Genomic DNA, 23,802 nt, shown 5'->3' on the forward strand with positions numbered 1-23,802 from the left:
CATGCTCCTGAAGCACACCCTGCTCTATCTGCCCGCGCAGTTCGTCGGACCGCTGTTCCAGCTTCTGGCGATGATCGTATGGACGCATGTCGTCGACGAGCACACGCTCGGCGTCATCACCCTGATTACGGCCACGCACGAATTGCTGCAGATCGGCTTTCTCGCCTGGTGGTCGCAATTTGCGTTGCGTTTCCTCGGACGATATCAAGACGTCAACGACGCGCCTCGGTTCTACCGCACCGAAAACGCGGTCCTGCTGGCATCTCTTGCCTTGCAAAGCGCGGCCGTCATCGGAATTCTGCATCTGGTCATCGCGCCGGGCGCCGGAACGGGACTTTTGCTGGCCGCCGTCGCCTATGTGATGACCCGGTCGCTCAACCTCTATATCGGTGAACGTGCCCGCGCGCGGCAGCAGATCCGGGTCTACACGATCCAGCAGGTGTTCGGGCCATCCGTCGGATTCGTTGTTGGCCTGGTGTTAATCAAACTGCTTGGCCAATGCCCGGATTGGCCACTTGCGGGTTACGCCGCCGCGCAACTGACGGCCGCGCTCATCGTCCTGCCCTGGATCGGCTGGGGTCACCGCCTGTGGCCGATCGACCGGGAGATCGTAGTCCACGCCCTGCGCTACGGCCTTCCGCTGATTGTCGGCGGCGCGCTCGGCTGGGTCGGCCTCAACGCTTCGCGCTTCATCGTCAACGAAATGTCCGGAGTGGCCGCCGCCGGGCTGTTCGCCGTTGGCTACGGCCTCGGCCAGCGGGCCGCGGCGGTCGCAGCCATGCTGGTCACGGCGGCGGCGTTTCCGCTGGCGGTGAAAAGCATCGAGCAACACGGCGACCAGGCCGGGATGCGCCAGCTCGCCAACAACAGCGCTCTCCTTGTCGCAATCCTGGCGCCAAGCCTCGCCGGCATCGTCATACTGAGAACGGAGATCGTGCATCTCCTGATCGCAGCGCCGTTCCAGGCGGTGACGCTCGCCATCCTGCCGCTCTCAACGCTCGCCGGCTCAATCCGCAACCTGCGCGCCCATTTCGGCGACCAGGTATTCCTGCTGCAAAACCGCACGCGCTGGATGATGGCCATTGCCGCAATCGACGCGTCGATGACCGTGGCGTTGAGCGCCTTGTTCCTGCCGCGATGGGGACTGCCCGGCGTCGCCGGCGCCACGGTTCTGGCAGCACTGGCCGCCGCCACCGTGAGTTTTTCAATCGGGTTTACACGGTTTGGCCTGCGGCTTCCGGTCGGTCATCTCGTGCGCATCGTATTGGCCACCATCGCCATGGCGGCCGTGCTGCGGATATTTCCGGAGGCCCGGACGATCACGATTCTGGCCGGCCACATTGCGGCAGGCGCAGCCACTTATTTCGCAGCGCTTGCCCTGCTCTATGCACCGTCGCTGGTGCGGATACTTCGGCCACGCCCCCAACATTCAGGGGCGTGAGCGCATTCGAAACGATCGGCGCTTACGATTTTCTGGCATTCTCGAACGCGCGCGCCATCGCGAACCAAAGCGGCTTCTTCTGCATCGACGAATCGAACGGAAGCGGCCGAGGCAGCCGTCGCGCGAGCGGATCCTTCTTCTTCGCCGCGTCGGTATAGAACGAGTAGTTATCGGCAAGCTCCCACGCGATCACCACTTTGACGGCCGGCACGCGAAGCGCGTTGGTCAGGAACTTCTCCGCCGTCTCGGCGATCATGGCATCGCGCGCTGCGATGTCGTCCGGAAACGTGTCGTCGCGCACGTCGAACTCGGTCAGATAGATATCGACACCACGTCCGGCGAGCGCATGAAGGAACTCGGAAAAGCGCCCGGGGTCGTGCGGGTAGCGAGGCTGCAGGTGGCTTTGCAACCCGACGGCATGCAGCGGCACGCCGGCATGCTTCAATTCATCGACCAGTTGCAGCAGGCCGCGGCGAACCGCGAGGCCAACATCGTCGTCGCGTTCGCTCTGCGCCTCGTTGAGAACCAGTTTCGTCTTGCGGTCTATCATCGCCACGCGCTCGAAGGCGCGGCGCACATAACCGGTACCGAACGTGTCGTACCACGGACCGAGCCGGTAGCCGCCGGGCGCCTTGTGCCCAGGCCAGAACGGCTCGTTGACGACATCCCATGAATGCAATTTGCCTACATAGCGGGCAGCCACTTCGTCGATATAGGAATCGAAAAACCTCTCACGCTCGGCACTGCTCATGCTTTTGATCCATTGCGGAACCCATTCGTTCCAGATCAGGCAATGTCCGCGCATCGGAATGTTATGGCTCGCACAAAATTGCAGCAGACGATCCGCGCTTTCGAATCGCTTCGGTCCCGGTTGCGGCGCGATGGTGCCCATCTTCATTGCAATGTCCGTTGTGACGATGCGGACCTGCGTCTGATACAGCTCGCGATACGCAAGATCCTTGTCGATCACCGGCCCTGCAGCCGCGCCGAACACGATTCCGTTACGAGCGGCGATGACGCCGAGACTCTGCGCAGGCTGTGCGGCGAATACTTCCTTCCCGCACGAAGCAACGCTTGCTCCTGCGATAAGAGCGAGCGCATCTCGCCTCGACCACTCCTGCATAGCTGATCTCCATCATGTGAATGATTCGCCGCGATGTCTCGTCCTTCGCAACGCGGCATCGCCATCGTTGCGTCGCATTAGTTCGATTTCGTGACGAATGTCGGTCGAGAAAATTTTCGGCACGCAGTTCCCGTCGCGAAGCAACGCGCCTGTCGATAGTCCTCCACGAGTGCGTCTCTCGATTACATCATCAGCAGCAGGAGTCGACATGTTGGAACCACCAGCGCAGTTGCAGCCCAGCCTCACTGTCGATGGGATAACGATCAATGTTCCCTCGCTTCCGGAAGCTGTGTCGTCAATCGTGTCGGCCGCGCAACATGGCGACAACTTCAGCGTCTGCACGCTCAATCTCGACCACGTTGTCCAACTTCAACACCACGCCAACTTTCGCGCTGCCTATCGTCGCGCCAGATTTGTCACAGCCGATGGGTTCCCGATCGTCGTGCTGAGCCGTCTCATGGGCGCACGAATTGAGCGCACGACCGGCGCCGATCTGGTCGAACCGGTTTGCGCTGAAGCGCGCAAGAAAGGACTCCCGGTGTTTTTGCTAGGGGCGAACGATCTCACGCTTAAGATGACGGCACGGCGTTTGTCGGAACGATTCAAGGGATTACAGATCGCTGGATGCTTCGCGCCGGGACCGGGGTTCGATCCCCATTCCAGTGAAGCGGATGCTGCGATCGAACGCATTCGCGCCTCGGGCGCCAGACTCTGCTTCGTTGCGCTCGGCGCGCCGCGACAGGAGCTGTTCGCGGCGCGCTGCCTCGACGAGCTGGATGGAACCGGCGTGTTGTGCATCGGGGCCGCACTCGATTTCATCGCCGGCACGCAAAGCCGCGCGCCGTCCATCGCGCGCAGAACCGGCCTCGAATGGGCGTGGCGCATGTTGCGCGAGCCACGGCGACTCGGCCCCCGCTACATCAAATGCATGACCATTGTTCCGCGTCTTGTTGCGCGAACCATTCCGCAAATTGTCCAGGCACGCATGAGGAAAGCGGCATGACTTCAACATTGACCCTGGCGCTACGGGCGCGAAACGCCAACCGGATCAAGCCACGTTACCAGATCTGCCTGATCCACCCGTTCGACCCGCGCGGCCAAAAGGTCGGCGGCCTCGAAACATACATTCGCGATTTCATTACATTCCATCCGACCGACACCGACATCCTCTTCATCGGCGTCGACTCGACGGGCGAGCTGGAGCTCGGCAAGCTTCACCGGATGACATTCCGAGGCCGCGGCTTCGACTTCCTTCCGATCCTGCACTATTCGGACCAGCAAGCGCGCGAAGCGGCCCGCAGCATCCGCACCTCACTGACCGGGCAATTCTTTATGGCGCTGCTCCGCCACTTCGGCACGATCGCAAGGCTGATCCGCGCGAGGCGGTGCTCGGTCGATCTGCGGCGGGTGGAATTTTCCTGGTTGCCGGCGATCCTGCGGCTGCCGTTCGTGCAGATGCTTCACGGCGAGGGCGCGCCGAAATTGCAGATGGATTCGCTGTTGCGGAAATACGCCTTCGTTCACAATACCGGCGAGCGGTTTGCCGTCGCCATGAGCGAGAAATTTCTCTGCGTCAATCCGTTCATCACCGAGCGGTTACAGCGGACCTATCCGCGCCGCAAGGACAAGATCGACACGCTCTGGACATGGGTCAACACGGATATTTTCAAGCCGCAACTCTGGCCGTTGAACTCGTCGCCGTTCCAGATCGTGTTCGCCGGCAGGCTCGATGAATTCAAGGATCCACCGCTGATGTTTCGCACGATCGACCGCCTGCGGCGGCGATTGAACGGCGACGTACGGTTTCACTATATCGGCACCAGCGACCCGCACCGGTTCGAAGAGTTCGCCGCGATCGAAGACATCACCGTCCGCCACGGCTTCAAAGACGCTGCCGGCATGGCGGAGACGCTGGCAAGCGCGCATGCCGGCATCCTGACATCCGAATTCGAAGGCATGCCGCGCTGCGTGCTCGAGACACTTGCGGTCGGCCGGCCGGTCGTCGCCATGCACCTGCCGCAGCTCGAACCCGTGATCCATTCTGGCGTCAGCGGCTATCTGGTAGCGCGAAGCGGCAGCCGCGACGACATGGCCGATGCGCTCGCTCAGCGGTTCGTCGATGTACGGAGTGCCATCGACGCGGGCACGATGAATCCGGTACAAATCGCCGACTCCATCCGAGCGTTCACGCCGGGCACCCAGCTCGCGCGGGTCTTCCGTTATCATCAGGAAATTCAGGATGCCCGCGGACTTGCCGCTGCGGCGCCGACCTACTGAGGGCGCCGGATTGAACATTCTTCTGTTGACCAGCGAGTTCGCCCCCGCGATGGGAGGAATTGGGACTTACGCGCGCGAAATTGCGGCGGCGGCGAGCCGGCTCGGTGCCAAGGTCACGGTGGTGGCGCCGGACTACGGACGGCAAACCGCCGACGACGACCGCACCCTGCCCTTCGAGGTCGTTCGCTACAGCGGCGGCCTCCACTCCATGCGCGACATGCCGCGCAAGATCATGCTGGCACGCCGCGGCGTCCGCGGCGACCGATATGACGTGGTCCATGCCGCCGATTGGCCGTTCTTCATTCCGGTCGCGCTTTCGAGATGGCGAACTCAGGCGCGGGTATTGATGACGGTACATGGTACCGAGATCAACGAAACGCAGACGCCGCTGAAGCGCATGGCGATCCGCAGCGCCGGCGTGTTCGGGCCGCGGACGGAGATCGTCGCCAATAGCGGCTTTACCGAGATGCTGTTCCGCGAGCGGTTTGCCGTCGACCCGCGCCGGATCAGCGCGATCAATCTCGGCGTATCGGAGTTCTGGTTCGGCGGACGACGGACGCGCCGAGAGATTCGCCTGGCCCATCGTCTGCCGGAAGACCGGCTGGTGATGATCACTGTGGCGCGGATCACGCGCCGCAAGGGGCATCATCTGACGCTTGCCGCGTTGTCGCAGCTTCCGGACGATCTGCGCAATCGCATCACGTGGCTCGTGATCGGCCCGGACGGCGAAGCCGATTATGTCGATGCGCTGCGGCGCGACGCCGAAGCAGCGGCCTGCGACATTCGGTTCCTCGGCCCGCAATCGAACGAAGACATCCGCGATCTCTACGCGGCCTCGGATTTCTTTTGCCTGACGGGTCTCCCTGACACGACCGGCCGGGTGGAGGGGTTTGGATTGGTGTATCTCGAGGCCGGGGCAGCCGGCCTGCCGAGCGTCGCGACCGAGGTCGGCGGCGTGCCTGACGCCGTGCTCGCCGACGAGACCGGAATTCTCGTGCCGCCTTCGGCCGAGAGCATATCGCAGGCTATTGCAGAGCTGGCCGCCGATCGAAATCTGCGCGCCATTGTCGCGGCAGGCGCATCCTCCCATGCCCGTGCCCTTTCATGGGAACGATGCGCGGCGATGACCTATGGCCTGCCCTACGCCGGCAAGCCGGCATCTGCAGACCGCGCCATCGGAATAACGGCATGAAGCTGCTGGTCGCGACCGCGATGCTGCTGACGCTCGCGAGCAGCGCAGCGCGGGCAGACAACGAGAACTGCCGCAAGAGCCGCGAGTATCTCCTGGGAACGCCCGGCGGGGATCTGTCCCTGACGCCGCAGGCCTATAACGAGCTGTTCAAGATCTGCGTCGCGGCATCAGCCATGCCTAACGTGAAGGATGCGTATATCCTGCGGGATGGCGGCATCGCCGTGGTCCCCAAACAGGACAGCGTTTCAGCGACGGCAGCCACGCTGGCTCAGTTCTGCGACGCCTATCCTCGCGGCGTGCTCCGCTTCATCACCCGCAAGGAAAAGCTTTCCATCCACTCCGTAACCGACGTCGCACGGATGTCGTCGACCTCGTCCACGCCATGCAAGAAGGTCAAGGGGCTTTCTTGACCTCCTGCATGATCCGGCCACCGCTTCATTTTTGCCGGTTGTAGTAATCCGGCATGTCATGCGGATCCATCGCCTGTTCGGCCCTGCGCCCGAGAAAGAAGAAGCCACTGGCGGCATCCGCTGCGGCCCGGCCGCGGCCGAACGCATCGAGATATCTGATCCAGAAGAACGGCAGCACGATCAGGCGTGACAGCTTGTTGCCCGCGCCGAGCGCGCGCGCGAAATAGCGGATTGACCATTCAAGCGCCACACCGGCGCCGCCGACCGGTCCGGCGTTGATCTCGGAAAATCGCTTGAACAGCCAGCGGTGACCGCTCTGCGTGAAACGCGAGAAGTCATAGGCCCGCTCGTGCACCTGCTGCATGAACGGCGTCTCCGCATAGACCAGGCCTTCCAGCCGCAGCACCCGATGCAGCTCGGCAACAACCGTTGCGGGCTCCAGCACATGTTCCAGCACCGCCTGCACCCAGACGCCGTCGAACACGCCGTCTTCGAAGGGTAGACTGTGGGCGTCAGCCACCAGCACCGTGTGCGGCGAAGCATAGACGTCGGTACCGACGAGCTCGATGGAGTCGTCCCGGTAGAGTTCGTCTGCGCCCAAGCCGATCGTGCCGCCTCCGACCACGAGCACAACCGGCCGCCTCGACTCCCGCTTCAACAGCTCGATGAATGTTGCGCTGTTGGCGACGGCAACCGGATTGCCTCCAAAGGTAAGGCGATGCAGCCGCGATCCGAGGGAACGGCGGCTGACGTCCCGCTGCAGCGCCGAGCCATTCTCGGCCTCGTACATCCTGCGCTCAAAAATGCTGGCTGCGAAATCGATCAGCACCGGCTGCGCACCCATCATCGGAAACCCGGCCCTGCTATAATCGCAGGCACGGTTCGAGCAGGAGGGCTCTGACCACACGTTCCGCAGCGGCGAGGAGCAGCGAGGACAGCGAAGACGCTTCTTCCAGTGAGCGGGTTCCGTATTTGCTAACGAACGATCGACGGCAGAAAGCTGCAAAGAAGGACCTCATGTCATTTCTTCTGCCCTGCCCCGCTCATGACTCGCAATCGATGCTATTTCGAATGCAACGACGGCGCAACAATGCGGGACCGGGAACAATTCGGATGGTTGCAATTTGGATGTCGCAGGAAACTGCAGCCAGATGCCACCGTAACGGTTTGCGGAAACGCAACGCACGACCCGCCCTGCTGTTTCCAACAAATTTTAGGATTTATCGAAGCCCTCCAGCCGGCTTGTTTCGCGTCGCCTCGTGGCGACATCGGCCTCAGCCGGCGTGAGCCGGCACCTGCCCGATCAGATGAAGAGCAGGTGGTCCGATATGAGGGGCGAACCGCCGCTGAACGTTATGGATGCATCGTGACCGGGATCAATCCGGCTCATGCCGTCCCCGATTGACTCCCCTGCCTTGAAACCGCGTGCCACATCATGTCTGACCGTTTCGCTGAGAATGAACGCATCGCGGCTTGCGCCGTTCAGGAGGTCGCCGATAGTCCGGCTTCGACGAACGCTGGATGATCAGGCGCTGGCTGCGCAATCTCGTGTAAACCTCGTGCACCCGCGATCCATCGGCGCAACTCGCTAAACAGCCTTCGAACCCTCGGGAGAATGCTGCCTGCTACGAGCGCCATTTGAGTACATTGCCGATACTTTCCAGGCTCGGCGCAGATCAGCGACCATCTTACGCCAAGCGTCGCCGTTCGCCCCACCGAAGCGGCGGACGTAGGCCGGGTGAAAGGTGATTTGCAGGGGACGACCATCAAATTGGAGCTTTGCCTTGCGCGACGCTCGGATCGAACGCGACGCGCTGAATAGGCGAGCCGCGGTGCTGCCGAGTGCAACGACTACGCGCGGCTTGGAGCGCCGGATGTCCGTCAGTACCGCGGCGCCGTAATGATTGATTTCCTCGATAGTTGGAGCGCGATTGCGTAGCGCGGATTTTTCCGTGTGTTCTATAGGCCGAAATGGAATTGCGTTGGCCAAACGCAGCTGTCTGAGGTCGATCCCAGCCTGCCCGAGCAGTTTGCGCAACGCGCAGCCGGCCGGCCCGACAAAGGGCCTGCCCTGCTCAGCTTCTTCGGCGCCAGGCGCCTCGCCAACCAAGTATAGCCGCGGTTGCCGGAAGAGACCCTCGGGCGCGACCCGGCGCTGATCGAGTCGCTTGTTGGCAGTGTTTGTCCCGGCCATCGGTGTCTACACTCGCCAAAGCATGGTAACGCGAATGTCGTTCGGCTATCTCATCGAACTTGCTGTTGCGAGTGACGACCTACGCAACCCACTCCAAGCTGAGCGTTGCCAACATGATCAAGGGCATCAGCGCCGTTCGACGGCAAGAAGCTCTGACATCGGCCTTTAATGCGACATCAGTACCGGAACGGTCATCGTGTCGAGAATGCCGCGCGTCACGCCCCCGAGGACGAACTCGCGCAGCCGCGAATGGCCGTAGCCGCCCATTACGATAAGGTCGGCCGACAGATCTGCCGCATGCGACAGGATTACGTTTGCGACATCGCTCCCATCGGCGATGAGCGCTTTGGTGCTGCTGTTCAAGCCGTGGCGCGCCAAGTGTCTGCCAACGGCCGCCAGGGATTCTTCATCCTCCCTACGGCCATTACCTACGTTGATCACCTCGATCGACTTCGCGCGCTCCAAGAACGGCATGGAGTCCGCGAGCGCCCGCGCGGCGGTGCGGCTTCCGTCCCAGCAGACGAGAATGCATCCGAGCTTGATGCCGTCCTTTTGGATACTGGGTACGACGAGGATAGGCCGTCCGGATTCAAACATCGTTGCTTCAGCGGCAAGCCCCGTGGAGGTCGTCGCTTCGGGCTCGGTCTGCGCAACGATTGATCGAACGTCCGCGCAATACGGCCAAACGTCCTTGGGATTCCTTCAATGCTGGTCTCGATGATCTGCGCCTCGGCAGGAAGATGAGCCTGCGCCGCTGCCTGTTTGAATCTTTCGATGGCCCCGTTTGCCGCCCTGGCGCTCTCTTCGCGCAGGGCCTCGATCACGTCGGCCGGAACAGCCTCCATGCCGCCGGCCACAATCGCTGGAGAGTGACACATTGCGATCCCTGCAATCTGGGCATCGAACATCCTGGCGACGGAGATCGCGTACGCTGCTGCAGGATCGCGAGAGTTACCGGTCGCCAGGTTGACGACAATATCCCGAATCACGGCCAGCCTCCTCATGATGAGCCGCCCCTTGTGGGGCAAAGGGCTTGCGAGTTCGTTCGTGCAAAACGGCCGCTCAAAATGAAGAACTCCGGGTGGCCAGCATTAGTTCCGAGCGCAAGGCCAGTGGAGCGGTCCCGCCTGGAGCAGGACACGTCCGATATCCTGTGGCGCGATTCCGAGATCGCGAAAACCTGGGAGTTGCGGAGACGCGACGTTGTCGATCCTCATCAGATCGACCTAGTTTCTCGTGAGCGATAGGCTGACGGAGCATCTCGCGATTGTAGCAGGATTGCTCCATCATCCGCTGTGTCTCAGCCGCTGCTTGGGCCAAGTTGCCGGCTGCGGCGAGAGCCGCCCGCCGTGCGCCTCATCGTGCATCGACCGCAAATAGTGCTCGGCGTGCTGAAGATAATTTTCGGCTGCGATCAGATCGCCCTTCAGCGCTTCAGCGCGAGCCAACTCGACGTAGCGCTCGTAATTCCTTTGTGCGTTCTGAGACTGCCTCGGGAGGCGGGTCCTGACGACTTTGCTTTTCGGTGACCGTGTTCTTCTCGCCATTGTGCTAGCTGTAAAATGATCTTCGGCGCAAGGCTATCGCCGGCGACGCGCTCTGGTCCGGGCTGCCTTTTTGGCTGCCGCGGAGCGCTGCGCCGGGCCTTTGGTTTTTGCGGCCTTCCGAGCCGCCGCTGAGCGGGCCGCGGCGGAGCGACGCGAGGCGGCGCTTCGTGCTTGTTTCGACAGCGCTGCGCGCGACGCCGTGCTGCGTGGTTCACGCTTGAGGGTCTGCGATACAGCACGTGAAACGCGCGGCTGGCGTCGGGTCTTTCGCTTGCCCTGGCCCGCCTCATACGCGTATTCGGCGCTTTTGCGGGTTCTTGCCTTGGCCTTGCCTTTTGCCGGCGGACGGAGCGGAACACCCGCGCGCCTCGCCTTGGACAGGCCGATTGCAATCGCCTGCTGTGGCGATCTCGCTCCATGTTGGCCGCGGCGAACTTTGCGAATCTCCTCATGCACAAACTCGCCCGCCTGGGTGGTTGGCGATTTGCCCGCGCGTTTGGCCCGCTTGGCCTTCTGCACTGTTTTTCGCTCTGGCATGATCGTCTCCAGTTGGTACCTCGCCCCGCGAAACGGCTTCGCCACTGGCCGTTCTCTCAAGATACTAACGTCCAACCGCCGGAAATGGTCCCGCAGGCGCGGCCAGGCGAGTTCCTCAAGAGCACCGACACTGCGATGCAGGCTGGATAGATGGACCCGGCATCTCATCAGCATGAAAGAAATGCGCCAGTCGGTACGCATCATGAAACAACGTATCGCGAAGCTCTGACCGAAGCGCTCAACTGGCCGAAGCGACAAAAGCTGTGCGAAGCCTGATCGAACGGTCGTTCTGCGCTCTGGGCTCACGCGGGAGACGTTCTCCTTCGGTTCCATCGTGGGAACATTCATCGCCGAACGTCGGGCTTCGCGGCGGGGATCGGCGCGCGCTGGCGCTGCTGCACCAAGCTTGATCCGCTCGAAGCTCGGCATCAAGCGGCGTCTACCGCAGATCGTCTGGCGAGTTGTGACGAGCCGGCATTCAAGAAATTCAAACACCGCGAGCACTCATGGCGCAGCGCTATGCTCAAGTTGTTGCCAAGGCCTGGCGTGCGCTGAGGGCTGGGATCGCCGGTGCGTATCCCGCCGACGTTGTGACTGCGTGTTCAGCATACGCTTAGCGAGAATCGTCGCCGTCTTTGGTCGATAAAAATACAACATCCAACAAAAACGAACGCTGTTTTGAAGGCTTCTAATGCCCGAGACATGTCTGCTCGCCAAACGATTCAGTAAGAGGCCACCACGATGACGATCAAATCGGGGTGAGGATGAATCTTTCGACGAAGAAGCTCTACTGTGCCGTTTGTTGTGGCACAGCGAGTTACCTGGCACTGTCCTTTCAATTGGTAGAAGAAGTTCACGCAAGAGAACCAGTCTCCTTACCTGCCGTCACGATTGACTCACCAAAGCGCCAAGCCGCACGACGTCCACAGCCTCAGCAGGGCGCAAGGAGCGCGCGCGTCGTTGCTCCACGCGTTGCGGCTCCAGCGAGCCAGCGCGATGCTATCCCATATCTCACGCCTTCGACCGGCACCATTGGTCAGCCGCCGGCTCCCTATGCGGGCGGCCAGGTGGGGACCACCACACGCGTCGGCATGTTAGGCAATCGCAATGTCTTCGATACGCCGTTCAACACAACGGGCTACACGGACAAGCTTATCCGCGACCAGCAGGCCAACACCATCACCGACGTCGCCGACAACGATCCCTCGGTGCGCACGAACTCTCCACGCTTCAGCGGGCTAGACGGATTTCTGATCCGCGGCTTCCCGGTATTCGCGAGCGACATCGCATTCGACGGGCTTTACGGCATCACCGATACGCGCCGCCCCGCTCTTGAACCCATCGAGCGCGTGGAGATCCTCAAGGGACCAAGCGCCTTGTTGTATGGGATTTCACCGTTCGGAAATATCGGCGGCACGATCAACCTCATCCCGAAGCGCGCCACCGACGATCCGATCACGCGATGGACGACGGGCTTCGTGTCCAACGGAAATGTTGGGACGGCGATCGATTTCGGCCGGCGCTTTGGCCCCGACAAAGCATGGGGCGTTCGCGTCAACGGCGCCTATCGCGATGGCCGGACGCCGATCGACTTCCAAACGGATGGGTTCGGTGTCGGCGCGGTTGCTCTCGACTACCGTGGCGAGCGGTTCCGAGCCACCGTCGATTTCGGTTACCAGCAGCAGGACCTGAACGCACCCACGCGCGTGCGGCAAGTGGCCCCGAACTTTCCAATCCCGGCTTCGCCCTCGCTCACGATCAACCAGCAGCAGCCCTGGGAATACTACAATTCCAACCATCGATACGCTGCGGCCCGCGCCGAATATGACCTCAACGATTTCTGGACGCTGTATGGAGCCTACGGTCGCAGCCGATCCAAGGAGATCTTCTTCGGCGGAACTCTGCGCATCACGGACGCAATGGGCACGTTCACGTCACAGCCGGCCCTCACCGTGCAGGATTTCGATCGCGAGACTGGAGAGATCGGGCTACGCGGCCGTTTCACCACCGGAGCGGTGAAACATTCTACCGTGCTTGCGGCAACCGGGCTGTGGCAAGACAGCGGAGCTGCCACCACCAATGTCGGACCATCGATCACGTCGAACCTTTATAACCCGGTTTACGTGGCTCCGCGCAACGCGGCGGGCCTGTCGCACAACGCGCCACTTTCTGCGTGGCGGATCAATCAGAGCGTCGCGATCGCGGATACGATGTCGATCCTCGATGATCGCGTGCTTCTCACCCTGGGCGGGCGCTGGCAGGGGATCGACGTCGCCAACTTCAACACGACCACGGGTGCCGTGACCACACGCCCGCAGAACGAGGCGGTCACCCCTGCTGTGGCTCTCGTAGTGAAGCCAATCAGCAACCTGTCGCTCTACGGCAACTACATCGAAGGCCTGACGTCGGGTGGAACGGCGCCGCCCACTGCCGCTAATAAATTTGAAGTCTTTCCTGCGATCGTGACCAAGCAGATCGAGGTCGGTGCCAAATATGACTTCGGGATCTTGGGAGTTACCGTGGCGGCGTTTGAGATCACGCAGCCCAACGGCATCACCGGTCCGACCAATTTCTTCTCGGTCGACGGCGAGAATCGCAATCGCGGACTGGAGCTCAACACCTTCGGCGAGGTCGCCCCGGGAATGCGCCTGCTCGGTGGCGTGACTTTCCTCGATGGCGTCCAGACCAAGACCGCCGGCGGCCGCTTCGACGGCAAAACCGCGGTCGGGGTGCCGGATATCCAATTCAACCTCTATGGCGAATACGATCTTCCCTTCTGGCGGACATCGGGGGTGGCGACCCTGACCGGGCGGATCATTTACACCTCGCCGCAATATTACGATCAGGCGAACACGCAGCAGATCCCGGACTGGGTTCGGACCGACATCGGAGCGCGCTACGTCACCAAGATAGACGGCAGGCCGCTGACGTTGCGTGCGGCGGTCGAAAACGTCTTCGGTCTGGACTACTGGGCAACGACGGGACGTGGCTTCCTGACTCCGGGCACACCGCGCACCTACCGGCTCTCAGCGAGCATCGACTTTTGAGCCGCCTATGGGACGTGACGATGTGAACGGCCTTTCAGGGACCCCAGCGGCAGCCGCTTGGAAGCCGATGAGGGCGCGCCGCCTGCGCGTTGCGCTCGTTTGGCTCCACCGATGGCTTGGCCTCAGCCTCGGTGTCCTGCTCGTGGTGATCGGGCTCACGGGCAGCTTCATCGTCTTTTATCGCGAGATCGATGCGGCATTGAATCCGAGCCTGTACACCCCGGCCGGGCCTCAGCACCGTCTCGAGGCCGCCGAGGTCATGCGGATTGCGGCCACGGTGGATCCGGCGCCGATCCGATCCGTCATCGCACCTGACCGGACATGGCCGGTCTGGGTCGTCATGCACTCTCACGCGACGGAGAAAGGTCGGTATCCGAGCCTCTGGACCACCATGCTCGATCCCTCGAACGGGAAGGTGCTGGGCCGGCGCGACTACACCAACTGCTTTGCATTCACCGTCTATCGCGTGCACTACAATCTGCTGCTCCATGACTGGTGGGGCAGCGAGCTTGTCGGAGTGATCGGCTTCGTGCTGCTCGGGATGGCTTTCTCGGGCCTGTATCTGTGGTGGCCGAAGCGAGGTCGGTTCTGGCGCTCGGTCTCGATCCGCAGGCACGTGTCCGCGCAACGCTTTATGCTCGATCTGCACAACACGGCAGGCTTTTGGAGCCTACCGTTGCTTGCGCTGATCTCCATTACGGGTATCGGTATCGTGTTTCCCGGTGTCATCCGCCCCGTAGTCGGCCTGGTCTCGACGGCCACTCCTTATCCAGCGCCGACCATCAAGCCTGCACCGCCAGACGGAGCCGCACGATTGTCCGCTGATGCGATCGTTCTCGCAGCGCGCGCCGCCAAGCCCGGCTACGACATAGCCCAATTGAATCCGCCGACCGAGACCCGCAACACCTGGCGTGTCCTGTTGCGCCCGCCCGGCTCCAATCCAGCCCTTCGCACCCGCGGTGCCATCTGGCTCGATCCCTGGACGGGCGCACTCGCACACGACCGCACGCCCGATTCCATGTCGCTGGGCGACCGCTATATGACCGAACAGCTCTGGCTCCATAACGGATCGACCTTCGGCTTGCTCGGCCGTCTTCTGGTCTTTGCTGCCGGCTTCGTGCCGCTCATTCTCTTCGTCACAAGCTTTCAGGTTTGGCGATCCAAAGCGAGGCACAGGGCAAAAAGGAGCGACGCGCGAAGCTCATGAACGTGCCCTCGTTCAATGGAGCGAATGAGTTCCGAACGTGCATACGAACGCATGCGAGGGCACCGACGCCACTCTTCCAAAACGAACGCCGCCAGGTCGTTGACCTGGCGGCGTGATCTGGTTGCGGGGGCAAGATTTGAACTTGCGACCTTCAGGTTATGAGCCTGACGAGCTACCGGGCTGCTCCACCCCGCGTTAACCGTTGCACTGCCTTCGAAAAACCGGACCCGAAGTGAAAGCCGGCCAACGCGTGTTCGCGCCGATCGATCCCGTCCGGAGGCTTCCTGAGAAGGCGACCCGGGCAAGGCCATCGGGTGCGAGGGGTATGTATCAACGTCACCCTGCTTTGGAAAGGGGCAAGAAGGAGCTTTTGCAGATTTTATGACAGCAAAAACGAGGGGTTGGAGCGCCAAAACCGGCCCTTGGAACCATTCTTGCCATAAACGCCGCAAAAGCGGAGTTTTGCGCCCAAAGCCGCGGCTCATCAGGTCGCCAGAACAAAAATCCGGGAGGGGGAATGGGCGTGACCGATATCTTCGATTTCGTGGTGGTGGGTGGCGGCTCCGGCGGCTGCACGGTGGCGGGACGGCTATCGGAGGATCCGAACACGTCGGTGGCGCTACTCGATGCCGGCGGCAGGAATGACAATTGGGTGGTCACGACGCCGTTCGCACTCGTGCTGATGGTTGCCGGCAACGTCAACAACTGGGCCTTCAGCACCGTGCCGCAGAAGGGCCTCAACGGCCGCATCGGCTATCAGCCGCGCGGCAAGGGGCTCGGCGGCTCCTCGGCGATCAACGCGATGGTCTATATCCGCGGCCACCGCGCCGACTATGATCAATGGGCCTCGCTCGGCAATACCGGCTGGTCGTTCGCCGATGTGCTGCCCTACTTCAAACGCGCCGAAGACAATGCCGATTTTGACGGCGAATATCACGGCAAGGGCGGTCCCCTTGCGGTCAACAAGTCGCGCACCGGCAACCCGGTGCAGCAGATTTTTCTGCAGGCAGCGCAGGAAGCGCAATTCCGCCTGCGCGAAGATTTCAACGCCGACGAGCACGAAGGCCTCGGCATCTATCAACTGACGCAGAGGAACGGCGAGCGCTGCAGCGCCGCGCGCGCCTATATCCACCCGCATATCGGAAACCGCGCCAATCTGCGCGTCGAGACGCATGCCCATGCCACCCGCCTCCTGTTCGAAGGCAAGCGCGCGGTCGGTGTCGAATACCGGCAGGGCAAGGAGCTGAAGCAAATCCGCGCCCGGCGCGAGGTGGTCCTCTCCGCCGGCGCGTTCCAGACCCCGCATCTCCTGATGCTGTCGGGCATCGGCGACAGCGCCGAGCTTGCAAAGCACGGCATTGCCACCGTGCACCATCTGCCCGGCGTCGGGCAAAACCTGCAGGACCATCCGGATTTCGTGTTCGGCTACATGTCCGATAATCCCCACTTCAACGGCATTTCACTTAAAGCGCTGCCGCGGCTGCTGCGGGCCATCCGACAGTATCGCCGCGACCGCACCGGGCCGATGACGTCGAACTTCGCCGAATGCGGCGGCTTCCTGAAAACCCGGCCCGATCTCGACATCCCCGATATCCAGCTTCATTTCGGCATGGCGCTGGCCGACGATCACGGCCGCAAGCGCCATCGCGGCACCGGCTTCTCCTGCCACGTCTGCCTGCTGCGGCCGAAGAGCCGCGGCAGCGTTTCGCTGCTCGGCGCCGATCCATTTGCGCCGCCGCTGATCGACCCGAATTTCTTCGGCGAGGCGGAGGATCTGGAAACCATGGTTGCCGGCTTCAAGACGACGCGCCGGCTGATGGAGACGCCGGCACTGCGCGCGTTGCAGAAGAAGGAGATGTTCACGGAAGGCGTCCATGCCGACGACGACATCCGCAACCTTTTGCGCGCCCGGGTCGACACCGTCTATCATCCGGTCGGTACCACCAAGATGGGCGTCAACGATTCCCTCGCCGTGGTCGATCCGAAGTTGAAAGTGTACGGCGTCGGGGGATTGCGCGTGGTCGATGCCTCGATCATGCCGACCCTGATCGGTGGCAACACCAATGCGCCGACGATCATGATCGGGGAAAAGGCCGCCGACATGATCAGAGCGGAGATGCGGGTGAATTGACGCTGGCCAAACTTATGCCGTCATTGCGAGGAGCGCGAGCGACGAAGCAATCCATCTATCCGTTATGCCGCGCCATGGATTACTTCGCGGAGCCTGTCATCGGGCGCGCATTTGCGCGACCCGTTGGCTCGAAATGACGGGGATAGAGCCGCTTTCCGGGATCAATATGCATTATCAGAAGGACCCGCGGCTTATCAGCAGCACCCGATTTGGCTAAAGTGGCCGCATCGGACTACAACAAAATCACCTGACACAACGGGAGAAGAACAGTGGATCTAGGGATCAAAGGCCGCCGCGCCATCGTCTGCGCTTCCAGCAAGGGCCTTGGGCGCGCCTGCGCCATGGCGCTGGCCAATGAAGGCGTGCACGTCACGCTGACCGCGCGCGGTGCGGAGGCGCTGAAAAACACCGCCGACGAAATCCGCAAAGCGAGTCCTGACATCACGGTAACCGAGATTGTCGGCGATATCACGACGCCCGCCGGGCGCGAGGCCGTGCTGAAGGCCTGTCCCGAACCGGACATCCTGATCAATAATGCCGGCGGCCCGCCGCCCGGCGATTTCCGCAACTGGACCCGCGACGACTGGATCAAGGCGATCGACGCCAACATGCTGACGCCGATCGAGCTGATCAAGGCGACGGTGGACGGTATGATGGCGCGGAAATTCGGCCGCATCGTCAACATCACCTCGGCCGCGGTGAAGGCGCCGATCGAGGTGCTGGGTCTCTCCAATGGCGCGCGCGCCGGCCTCACCGGCTTCGTCGCCGGGATCGCGCGCAAGACCGTGATCAACAATGTCACCATCAATGCCTTACTGCCCGGCCCCTTTGATACCGACCGCCTGCGCGGGCCGGTCGCGAAGGTCGACGCGGAGAAACGCGGCATCACCGTCGATCAGTTGCTCGCCGAGCGCGCCAAGCTTAATCCGGCCGGTCGGTTCGGCGACCCCGACGAGTTCGGCTATGCCTGCGCGTTCCTCTGCGGCGCCAAGGCCGGATATATCACCGGCCAGAACATCCTGCTCGACGGCGGTGCTTTCCCCGGCACTCTCTAGTGCCGCCGATTTGAAGTTCCCCGTCACTCGCAGCGAGACCGATTGGGAACTTCAAATCGATAAGCGGCACTAGAAAAAATGAGTCTTTCTAGCGCCCTCTTGCTTTCCGAAGTTCGCGCAAGAGGGCGCCGCGAAAGCTCACGAACTTCGGAAAGGGGCGCTAGATGAAAGCGGTCTGGTACGAGCGAACGGGGCCGGCACAAGAAGTGCTGGCCTATGGCGAGATGCCGACGCCGGTGGCAGGCACGGGCGAAGTCCGGGTGCGGCTGGAGGCGTCCGGCGTCAATCCCGCCGATGTCGGCCGCCGCGGCGGCGGCTATCGGCCGATGGAATATCCGCGCGTCATTCCCAACAGCGACGGCGCCGGCATCATCGACCAGGTCGGCGACGGCGTCACGCGGCTCAAGCTCGGCCAGCGGGTCTGGCTGTTCAACGGCCAGCGCAACGGCCGCGCGTTCGGCACGGCGGCAGAATATATCGCGCTCGCCGAACATCTGGTGACGCCGCTGCCGGACAATCTGTCGTTTGCCGAAGGCGCTACCCTCGGCATCCCCGCCATGACGGCGTGGTGCTGCCTCTATTGCGACGGACCGATCGTGGGGCAGACCGTGCTCGTCACCGGCGGCGCCGGTGCGGTCGGGCACTATGCCGTGCAGCTCGCCAAATGGGGCGGCGCCAAGGTGATCGCGACCGTCAGTTCGGCAGCCAAAGCCGAGCAGGCGCGGTTCGCCGGCGCCGATCTCGTCGTCAATTACAAGACGGATGACGTCGCCGCGAAGGCGCGAGCCTTCACCGGGCAGCGCGGCGTCGACCGCGTCATCGACGTCGATTTCGGCGGCAATATCGATACCACGCTGAAGCTGATGGGTACCAATTCGACGATTGCGGTCTACGCCACCAATGGCAACCGCACGCCGATCGTACCAATGCGCGAATTGATGGAGAAATGCATCGCGGTCCGCGCGCTCGTGCTGTTTGCGCTGCCGCCGCCGCTACTGGCGGCGGCGCAAGCCGACATCACGAAATGGCTGACGGCAGGCCCGCGGATCCATAACGTCGCCGCGCAGTTTGCACTATCCGACACGGCGCAGGCGCATCTGGCGGTGGAGAAGGGCGACAAGCTGGGCACGGTCATCGTGGATTGCGCTCGTCTTCTTCCCGCTGGCTGACGCTAGAAGAATCGGCCGTCGTTCGCTCCTCATTCCAGGTAAGGCCGAACTCGTCGAGCCCCTGCGCCAGCAAATCTCCAAGCATCGGCTCGCCGAGAAGATAGCGCGCGGTGTCGCGGTCTCGCTGGTCGGCCGCTTCAGCACGTAGATCCTCCCATTCCTCAATGGTGGCGTCGCCGCGTCCCAGTCGCATCAGGGCGACGAGATCGACCCTCTCGTCCTCGGAAAGCGAGTTGATGAGGCCGGTGATCTCGCGAACGACCGGATCTTCCCCGTTGTCCTGCAGCACGTCGATCATGTCGTCATCGCCCGCGTTCGACCCGGAATCCGGATCGGACACCCCTTCCTTGACGTCGAATTGCCGGGCTTTCTCGATCAGAAAGCCGACTTTCTCGGGCGAAATCGTGAGTTCTGGCATCGCATGTTCCTCATACGGGCTATGCGATAACGCCGAACGCGGTCGGATGATCCATTGCACCGGAAGGTGGAAGGCCGCATCCTTGCCTGAACAACTAGAAACGAGAGGACGCGCCGGATGCATTGGGACGTGGGCAGGGTCAGGATCACGAGGGTGGTCGAAATGGAGACTGTCGGCAGCACCCGTTTCATCCTTCCGCTCGCGACCAACGAGGAAATCCAGAAGCTGCCTTGGCTGATCCCGCAATTTGCGACCGAGGAAGGCCGGCTGAAAATGTCGATCCATTCGTTCCTGCTCGAGACTCCCTCGCGCCGGATCATCGTCGACACCGGCCTCGGCAACGACAAGCAGGGCCGCAATGTGCCGACCTGGAACAACCGAAAGCATCCGTTTCTCGACATGCTGACAGCGGCGGGCTTCCCGCCCGACAGTATCGATACTGTGCTGTGCACGCACCTGCATGTTGATCATGTCGGATGGAACGCGAAACTCATCGACGGCAAATGGGTGCCGACCTTCGCCAATGCCCGATATGTGTTCGGCAGAGGCGAATACGAGCACTGGCGCGACCACAGCGATGCGCCGGACAAGGTCGCGGTGTTCAGCGATTCCGTGAAGCCGATCGCCGACGCCGGCAAGTCCGAGCTCGTCGCCAGCGATGCCAGATTGACGGATGAAATCACGCTGATCCCGACCCCCGGCCACAGTCCCGGCCATATCAGCGTCCACATCAAGTCAGACGGCGAGGAAGCCCTGCTGACGGGGGACGTCGCCCATCATCCTTGCCAGATGGCTCATCTCGACTGGTCCTCGACCGCCGATTCCGATCCCCGGCAGTCGGCCGAAACCCGCCGCGAACTGTTTTCGCGCTTCGCCGACACGCCCACACTGGTGATTGGCGGGCACTTCAGTGCCGGTCACATCAAGCGCGACGGCGACGCTTTCAGGTTCGTGGCGGTGGGGTGACAGGAGCGCCCTCTCTCCCCTCATGGTGAGGAGGCGCACTTGCGCCGTCTCCGGACGATGCTTCGCATCGCCGGGAGAACCATGAGGCCCGCGGCCCATTCCTCGAGACGGCCGCGATGTGGCCTCCTCGGGATGAGGGGGTGGTATGTGGCGAGCAGCCCCAGTCCGCAGTTGAATTTCCTGCGCCGCTGTTCCAAGAAGCGTCTGAAGTTTACGGACATCCCCCCGAAATCCTCAAGAAAACCCCGCAGGGAGCGATAAAATGAAGCTTGTTCGTTACGGCGCCAAGGGTGCGGAAAAGCCCGGCCTGATCGATAAATCCGGCCAGTTGCGCGATCTTTCCGCCCACGTCAGGGATCTCGACGGGGACGCCTATGCGCCGGACTCGCTGGCGAAGCTGGCGGCGCTGGATACCTCCAAGCTTCCCGCCGTCGACGGCAAGCAGCGCCTGGGCGCGCCGGTCACCGGCATCTCGAAATTCGTCGCGATTGGCCTGAACTACAGCGACCATGCCAAGGAGACGGGATCGCCGATCCCAACCGAGCCGATCTTCTTCCTGAAGGCCAATACCGCGCTGTCTGGCCCGAACGATGCGGTCGAGAAGCCGCGCGGCTCGACCAAACTCGACTGGGAAGTCGAAATCGCGGCCATCATCGGCACCCGCGCCAAATATGTCTCGGAGGCCGACGCGCTCAACCACGTCGCCGGCTACTGCGTCTGCAACGACGTCTCCGAGCGCAATTTCCAGATCGAGCGGCTCGGTCAGTGGACCAAGGGCAAGTCGCACGACACGTTCGGCCCCGTCGGCCCGTGGCTGGTCACCAAGGACGAAATCCCCGATGTGCAGAAGCTGTCGATGTGGCTCGATGTCAACGGCAAGCGCTGCCAGACTGGATCGACCTCGACCATGATCTTCTCGATGGCGAAGTGCATTTCCTATGTCTCGCAGTTCATGACGCTGTTGCCCGGCGACATCGTTACCACCGGCACCCCGCCCGGCGTCGGCCTCGGCATGAAGCCGCCGACCTTCCTCAACGTCGGCGATGTCGTTACGCTCGGCATCGAAGGGCTCGGCGAGCAGCGCCAGGAAATCGTCGCGGCGTGAGCCGGCGCACATACTCACCGCCGTCATTGCGAGGAGCGATAGCGACGAAGCAATCCACCTTTCCACGCGTTCGGAGACAATGGATTGCTTCGCTTCGCTCGCAATGATGGAGGATCCATCTATTGCCTAGAGGCTTCCTTCCATGAAACTAACCTTCTCTCCCGCCTCGCCGTTCGCCCGAAAAGTCCGCATCGCCGCGATTGAGACCGGCCTGATCGAGCGAATCGAATTCACTCCGGCCACCGTCGCGCCGGGTCAGCCGAACGAGGAATATTCGAAGATCACGCCGCTGAAGAAATTGCCGGTGCTGATCCTCGACAATGGCGACGTCATTCTCGATTCCTACGTCATCGTCGAATATCTCGACGAACTCGCCGGCGGCGGAAAACTGATCCCAACATCCGGCCCCGAGCGCTGGAAGGTGAAGAGCGACCATTCCCTGCTGCAGGGCATGCTCGATTCCATGCTGCTGTGCCGGTACGAAAAAATGGTGCGCCCGGAAGGGCTGCGCTGGGACGCATGGCATGACGACCATTGGAATCGCGCGTGGGCCGGCATGGCACGGTTCGAGAACAAGTCCGACGTGCTGTCCGGTCCGTTCAACGTTGCGCAGATCGGCCTGGTTTGCGTGCTCGGCTATGCGGATTTCCGCTTTGCCGATTGCGGCTGGCGCAAGGCCTATCCGAAGTTAGACGCCTTCCATCAGAAGATGATGGAGCGGCCGTCGGTGAAAATCTCGGCGCCGCCGCCGGCGTAACCAACCAATGGAGACGGCAGCATGACCGAGGCGAGCAAGAAACTGCGGCGCCTCGGCTTGGCCGCCGTATTCGTGCTGGCGGCATCCGGCGCAGCCGCACAGCTACAGGAATTCTCGACCGGCCAGCGCAATCTCGCCTGCGGCAGCCCGGCCGCGACTGGTGATGGTTGGCCTATCGCCACACCGGAAAGTGTCGGCCTCGATGGCCCGCGTCTGTGCGGCATCGCCGCGCGGCTCGTGGCTACCAATGCCAACGTTCATGCTGTGGTAATCGTCCGGCACGGCAAGCTGGTGTTCGAGCAGTATTTCCCTGGCTATGACGAGCCGTGGGGATTGGGCGGCGGGCGGCATGATTTCGATTCGGCCACCAAGCACGACATGCGGTCGGTTTCGAAAAGCGTCATCTCGCTACTCGTGGGAATCGCGATCGATCGCGAGCTAATCAAGAGCGTCGACGAGCCGGTCGTCAAATTCTTCCCGGATTATTCGGCAGTGAAATCGCCGGGTTGGGACAAGATCACGCTCCGCCATCTGCTCACCATGTCGTCGGGTATCAAGTGGGACGAGAACCGCGCCTGGAAGGATCCAGAGAATGACGAGCCGCATCTCGGCAGCGAAGCCGATCCTTATCGCTATGTCCTGTCGAAGCCGATCGCGGCGCCGCCAGACACAGTGTGGACCTACAATGGCGGCGGAACGGATCTGCTCGGCAATATCATCGAGCGCGTGACGGGCCAATCACTGGAAGCTTTCGCCCGCGAGGCGCTGTTCGCGCCGCTGGGTATCTCCGACTGGGAATGGATGAAGTACCGCAACGAGCATGTTGCCTCGGCGGTAGGCCTTCGGCTTCGGCCGCGCGACGCCGCAAAAATCGGTCAGCTCGTGCTCAACAAAGGCGAATGGGCCGGCCGGCGGATCGTCTCGTCGAAGTGGATTGAGCAATCGGTCACACCGCGCTTTCAGGCGATCGGCTATTTCGGTGGATTGTTCTACTACGGACAGCACTGGTGGATGGGCCGCACGCTATCCGGCGAGCACGACGCGAAATGGATTGCCGCCATGGGCCTGGGTGGTCAGCGCCTCTTCATCGTCCCCGAGCTTGACCTTGTGGTCATAACCACGTCAGGGCTTTATGGCAGCGGCCGGCAGGGGCACGCCGCTCTGGACATCCTCGCCAACTTCATCATCCCGCATGTCAGGGACAGGAACGAAGCGCGCTGATCCAG

General features: G+C 62.2%; 20 protein-coding genes, 1 tRNA gene and 1 pseudogene. 14 read left to right on the plus strand and 8 right to left on the minus strand.

Going from position 1 to position 23,802, the window contains the following annotated elements; all coding sequences use genetic code 11:
- The first annotated feature begins 1 nt into the window (after position 1).
- Positions 2 to 1,441 (plus strand): lipopolysaccharide biosynthesis protein, encoded by a 1,440-nt coding sequence (locus IVA95_RS10770; protein WP_247510453.1) that lies wholly within the window; start codon positions 2 to 4, stop codon positions 1,439 to 1,441.
- Between the two features lie 22 nt (positions 1,442 to 1,463).
- Here IVA95_RS10770 and IVA95_RS10775 read toward each other — a convergent pair whose 3' ends face one another.
- Complete coding sequence (locus IVA95_RS10775; RefSeq protein WP_247510454.1) at positions 1,464 to 2,564, minus strand: endo-1,4-beta-xylanase; 1,101 nt, start codon at positions 2,562 to 2,564, stop codon at positions 1,464 to 1,466.
- A gap of 97 nt (positions 2,565 to 2,661) precedes the next feature.
- Between IVA95_RS10775 and IVA95_RS10780 the strand changes: the two genes are divergently transcribed.
- From IVA95_RS10780 to IVA95_RS10795, 4 genes are read left to right on the plus strand one after another with little or no spacing between them, the layout of a single operon-like run.
- Complete coding sequence (locus IVA95_RS10780) at positions 2,662 to 3,567, plus strand: WecB/TagA/CpsF family glycosyltransferase (protein ID WP_247510455.1); 906 nt, start codon at positions 2,662 to 2,664, stop codon at positions 3,565 to 3,567.
- On the plus strand, positions 3,564 to 4,841 hold the full coding sequence (locus IVA95_RS10785; protein WP_247510456.1) for a glycosyltransferase: 1,278 nt from the start codon (positions 3,564 to 3,566) through the stop codon (positions 4,839 to 4,841). The genes IVA95_RS10780 and IVA95_RS10785 overlap by 4 nt, the downstream gene beginning before the upstream one ends.
- Positions 4,804 to 6,033, plus strand: coding sequence for a glycosyltransferase family 4 protein (locus tag IVA95_RS10790; RefSeq protein WP_247510457.1), 1,230 nt, complete (start codon positions 4,804 to 4,806; stop codon positions 6,031 to 6,033). The genes IVA95_RS10785 and IVA95_RS10790 overlap by 38 nt, the downstream gene beginning before the upstream one ends.
- On the plus strand, positions 6,030 to 6,443 hold the full coding sequence (locus tag IVA95_RS10795; protein ID WP_247510458.1) for a hypothetical protein: 414 nt from the start codon (positions 6,030 to 6,032) through the stop codon (positions 6,441 to 6,443). The genes IVA95_RS10790 and IVA95_RS10795 overlap by 4 nt, the downstream gene beginning before the upstream one ends.
- Positions 6,444 to 6,468: 25 nt before the next feature.
- On the opposite strand, the gene IVA95_RS10800 is transcribed toward IVA95_RS10795, so the two are convergent.
- The 5 genes and pseudogenes from IVA95_RS10800 to IVA95_RS10820 all read right to left on the minus strand — a co-directional run bounded on the left by IVA95_RS10800 (position 6,469) and on the right by IVA95_RS10820 (position 11,216).
- A complete protein-coding gene (locus IVA95_RS10800) occupies positions 6,469 to 7,287 on the minus strand; it encodes a class I SAM-dependent methyltransferase (RefSeq protein ID WP_247510459.1) in 819 nt (272 codons plus the stop codon).
- Positions 7,288 to 8,031: 744 nt separating this feature from the next.
- Positions 8,032 to 8,637 (minus strand): uracil-DNA glycosylase, encoded by a 606-nt coding sequence (locus IVA95_RS10805; RefSeq protein WP_247510460.1) that lies wholly within the window; start codon positions 8,635 to 8,637, stop codon positions 8,032 to 8,034.
- 165 nt (positions 8,638 to 8,802) lie between these two features.
- Entirely contained in the window at positions 8,803 to 9,234 is a 432-nt protein-coding gene (locus IVA95_RS10810) for a universal stress protein (RefSeq protein WP_247510461.1), read from the minus strand.
- Between the two features lie 773 nt (positions 9,235 to 10,007).
- Positions 10,008 to 10,184 (minus strand): annotated as a pseudogene (locus IVA95_RS38770) (DUF4167 domain-containing protein); the annotation flags it as partial.
- Positions 10,185 to 10,217: 33 nt separating this feature from the next.
- Positions 10,218 to 11,216: a hypothetical protein gene (locus IVA95_RS10820; protein ID WP_247510462.1), complete on the minus strand. Its 999-nt coding sequence runs from the start codon at positions 11,214 to 11,216 to the stop codon at positions 10,218 to 10,220.
- Positions 11,217 to 11,485: 269 nt separating this feature from the next.
- Here IVA95_RS10820 and IVA95_RS10825 point away from each other — a divergent pair, with 269 nt between their 5' ends.
- Both IVA95_RS10825 and IVA95_RS10830 read left to right on the plus strand, forming a co-directional pair.
- Positions 11,486 to 13,768, plus strand: coding sequence for a TonB-dependent siderophore receptor (locus IVA95_RS10825; RefSeq protein ID WP_247510463.1), 2,283 nt, complete (start codon positions 11,486 to 11,488; stop codon positions 13,766 to 13,768).
- A gap of 7 nt (positions 13,769 to 13,775) precedes the next feature.
- Entirely contained in the window at positions 13,776 to 14,975 is a 1,200-nt protein-coding gene (locus tag IVA95_RS10830) for a PepSY-associated TM helix domain-containing protein (RefSeq protein WP_247510464.1), read from the plus strand.
- A 118-nt stretch (positions 14,976 to 15,093) separates the two neighbouring features.
- Here IVA95_RS10830 and IVA95_RS10835 read toward each other — a convergent pair.
- Positions 15,094 to 15,170, minus strand: a tRNA-Met gene (locus IVA95_RS10835).
- A 328-nt stretch (positions 15,171 to 15,498) separates the two neighbouring features.
- Here IVA95_RS10835 and IVA95_RS10840 point away from each other — a divergent pair.
- The 3 genes from IVA95_RS10840 (at position 15,499) to IVA95_RS10850 (ending at position 19,330) form a co-directional block, all read left to right on the plus strand.
- Positions 15,499 to 17,106: a GMC family oxidoreductase N-terminal domain-containing protein gene (locus IVA95_RS10840; RefSeq protein ID WP_247510499.1), complete on the plus strand. Its 1,608-nt coding sequence runs from the start codon at positions 15,499 to 15,501 to the stop codon at positions 17,104 to 17,106.
- 269 nt (positions 17,107 to 17,375) lie between these two features.
- Positions 17,376 to 18,161, plus strand: a complete 786-nt coding sequence (locus IVA95_RS10845) for an SDR family oxidoreductase (protein WP_247510465.1) — start codon at positions 17,376 to 17,378, stop codon at positions 18,159 to 18,161.
- 164 nt (positions 18,162 to 18,325) lie between these two features.
- A complete protein-coding gene (locus tag IVA95_RS10850) occupies positions 18,326 to 19,330 on the plus strand; it encodes an NADPH:quinone reductase (protein WP_247510466.1) in 1,005 nt (334 codons plus the stop codon).
- Here the strand turns inward: IVA95_RS10850 and IVA95_RS10855 are convergent.
- Positions 19,293 to 19,748 (minus strand): DUF3775 domain-containing protein, encoded by a 456-nt coding sequence (locus IVA95_RS10855; RefSeq protein ID WP_213246909.1) that lies wholly within the window; start codon positions 19,746 to 19,748, stop codon positions 19,293 to 19,295. The genes IVA95_RS10850 and IVA95_RS10855 overlap by 38 nt on opposite strands.
- Positions 19,749 to 19,865: 117 nt before the next feature.
- Between IVA95_RS10855 and IVA95_RS10860 the strand changes: the two genes are divergently transcribed.
- From IVA95_RS10860 to IVA95_RS10875, 4 genes are all read left to right on the plus strand, one after another.
- The gene (locus IVA95_RS10860; RefSeq protein ID WP_247510467.1) at positions 19,866 to 20,714 is read left to right on the plus strand and encodes an MBL fold metallo-hydrolase; all 849 of its coding nucleotides are present in this window, start codon (positions 19,866 to 19,868) and stop codon (positions 20,712 to 20,714) included.
- A 262-nt stretch (positions 20,715 to 20,976) separates the two neighbouring features.
- Entirely contained in the window at positions 20,977 to 21,819 is an 843-nt protein-coding gene (locus IVA95_RS10865) for a fumarylacetoacetate hydrolase family protein (protein ID WP_247510468.1), read from the plus strand.
- A 142-nt stretch (positions 21,820 to 21,961) separates the two neighbouring features.
- On the plus strand, positions 21,962 to 22,576 hold the full coding sequence (locus tag IVA95_RS10870; RefSeq protein ID WP_247510469.1) for a glutathione S-transferase family protein: 615 nt from the start codon (positions 21,962 to 21,964) through the stop codon (positions 22,574 to 22,576).
- A gap of 21 nt (positions 22,577 to 22,597) precedes the next feature.
- The gene (locus IVA95_RS10875; protein ID WP_247510470.1) at positions 22,598 to 23,797 is read left to right on the plus strand and encodes a serine hydrolase; all 1,200 of its coding nucleotides are present in this window, start codon (positions 22,598 to 22,600) and stop codon (positions 23,795 to 23,797) included.
- Positions 23,798 to 23,802: the final 5 nt, after the last annotated feature.

This window comes from Bradyrhizobium sp. 157, assembly GCF_023073815.1.
Classification (GTDB): Bacteria; Pseudomonadota; Alphaproteobacteria; order Rhizobiales; family Xanthobacteraceae; genus Bradyrhizobium.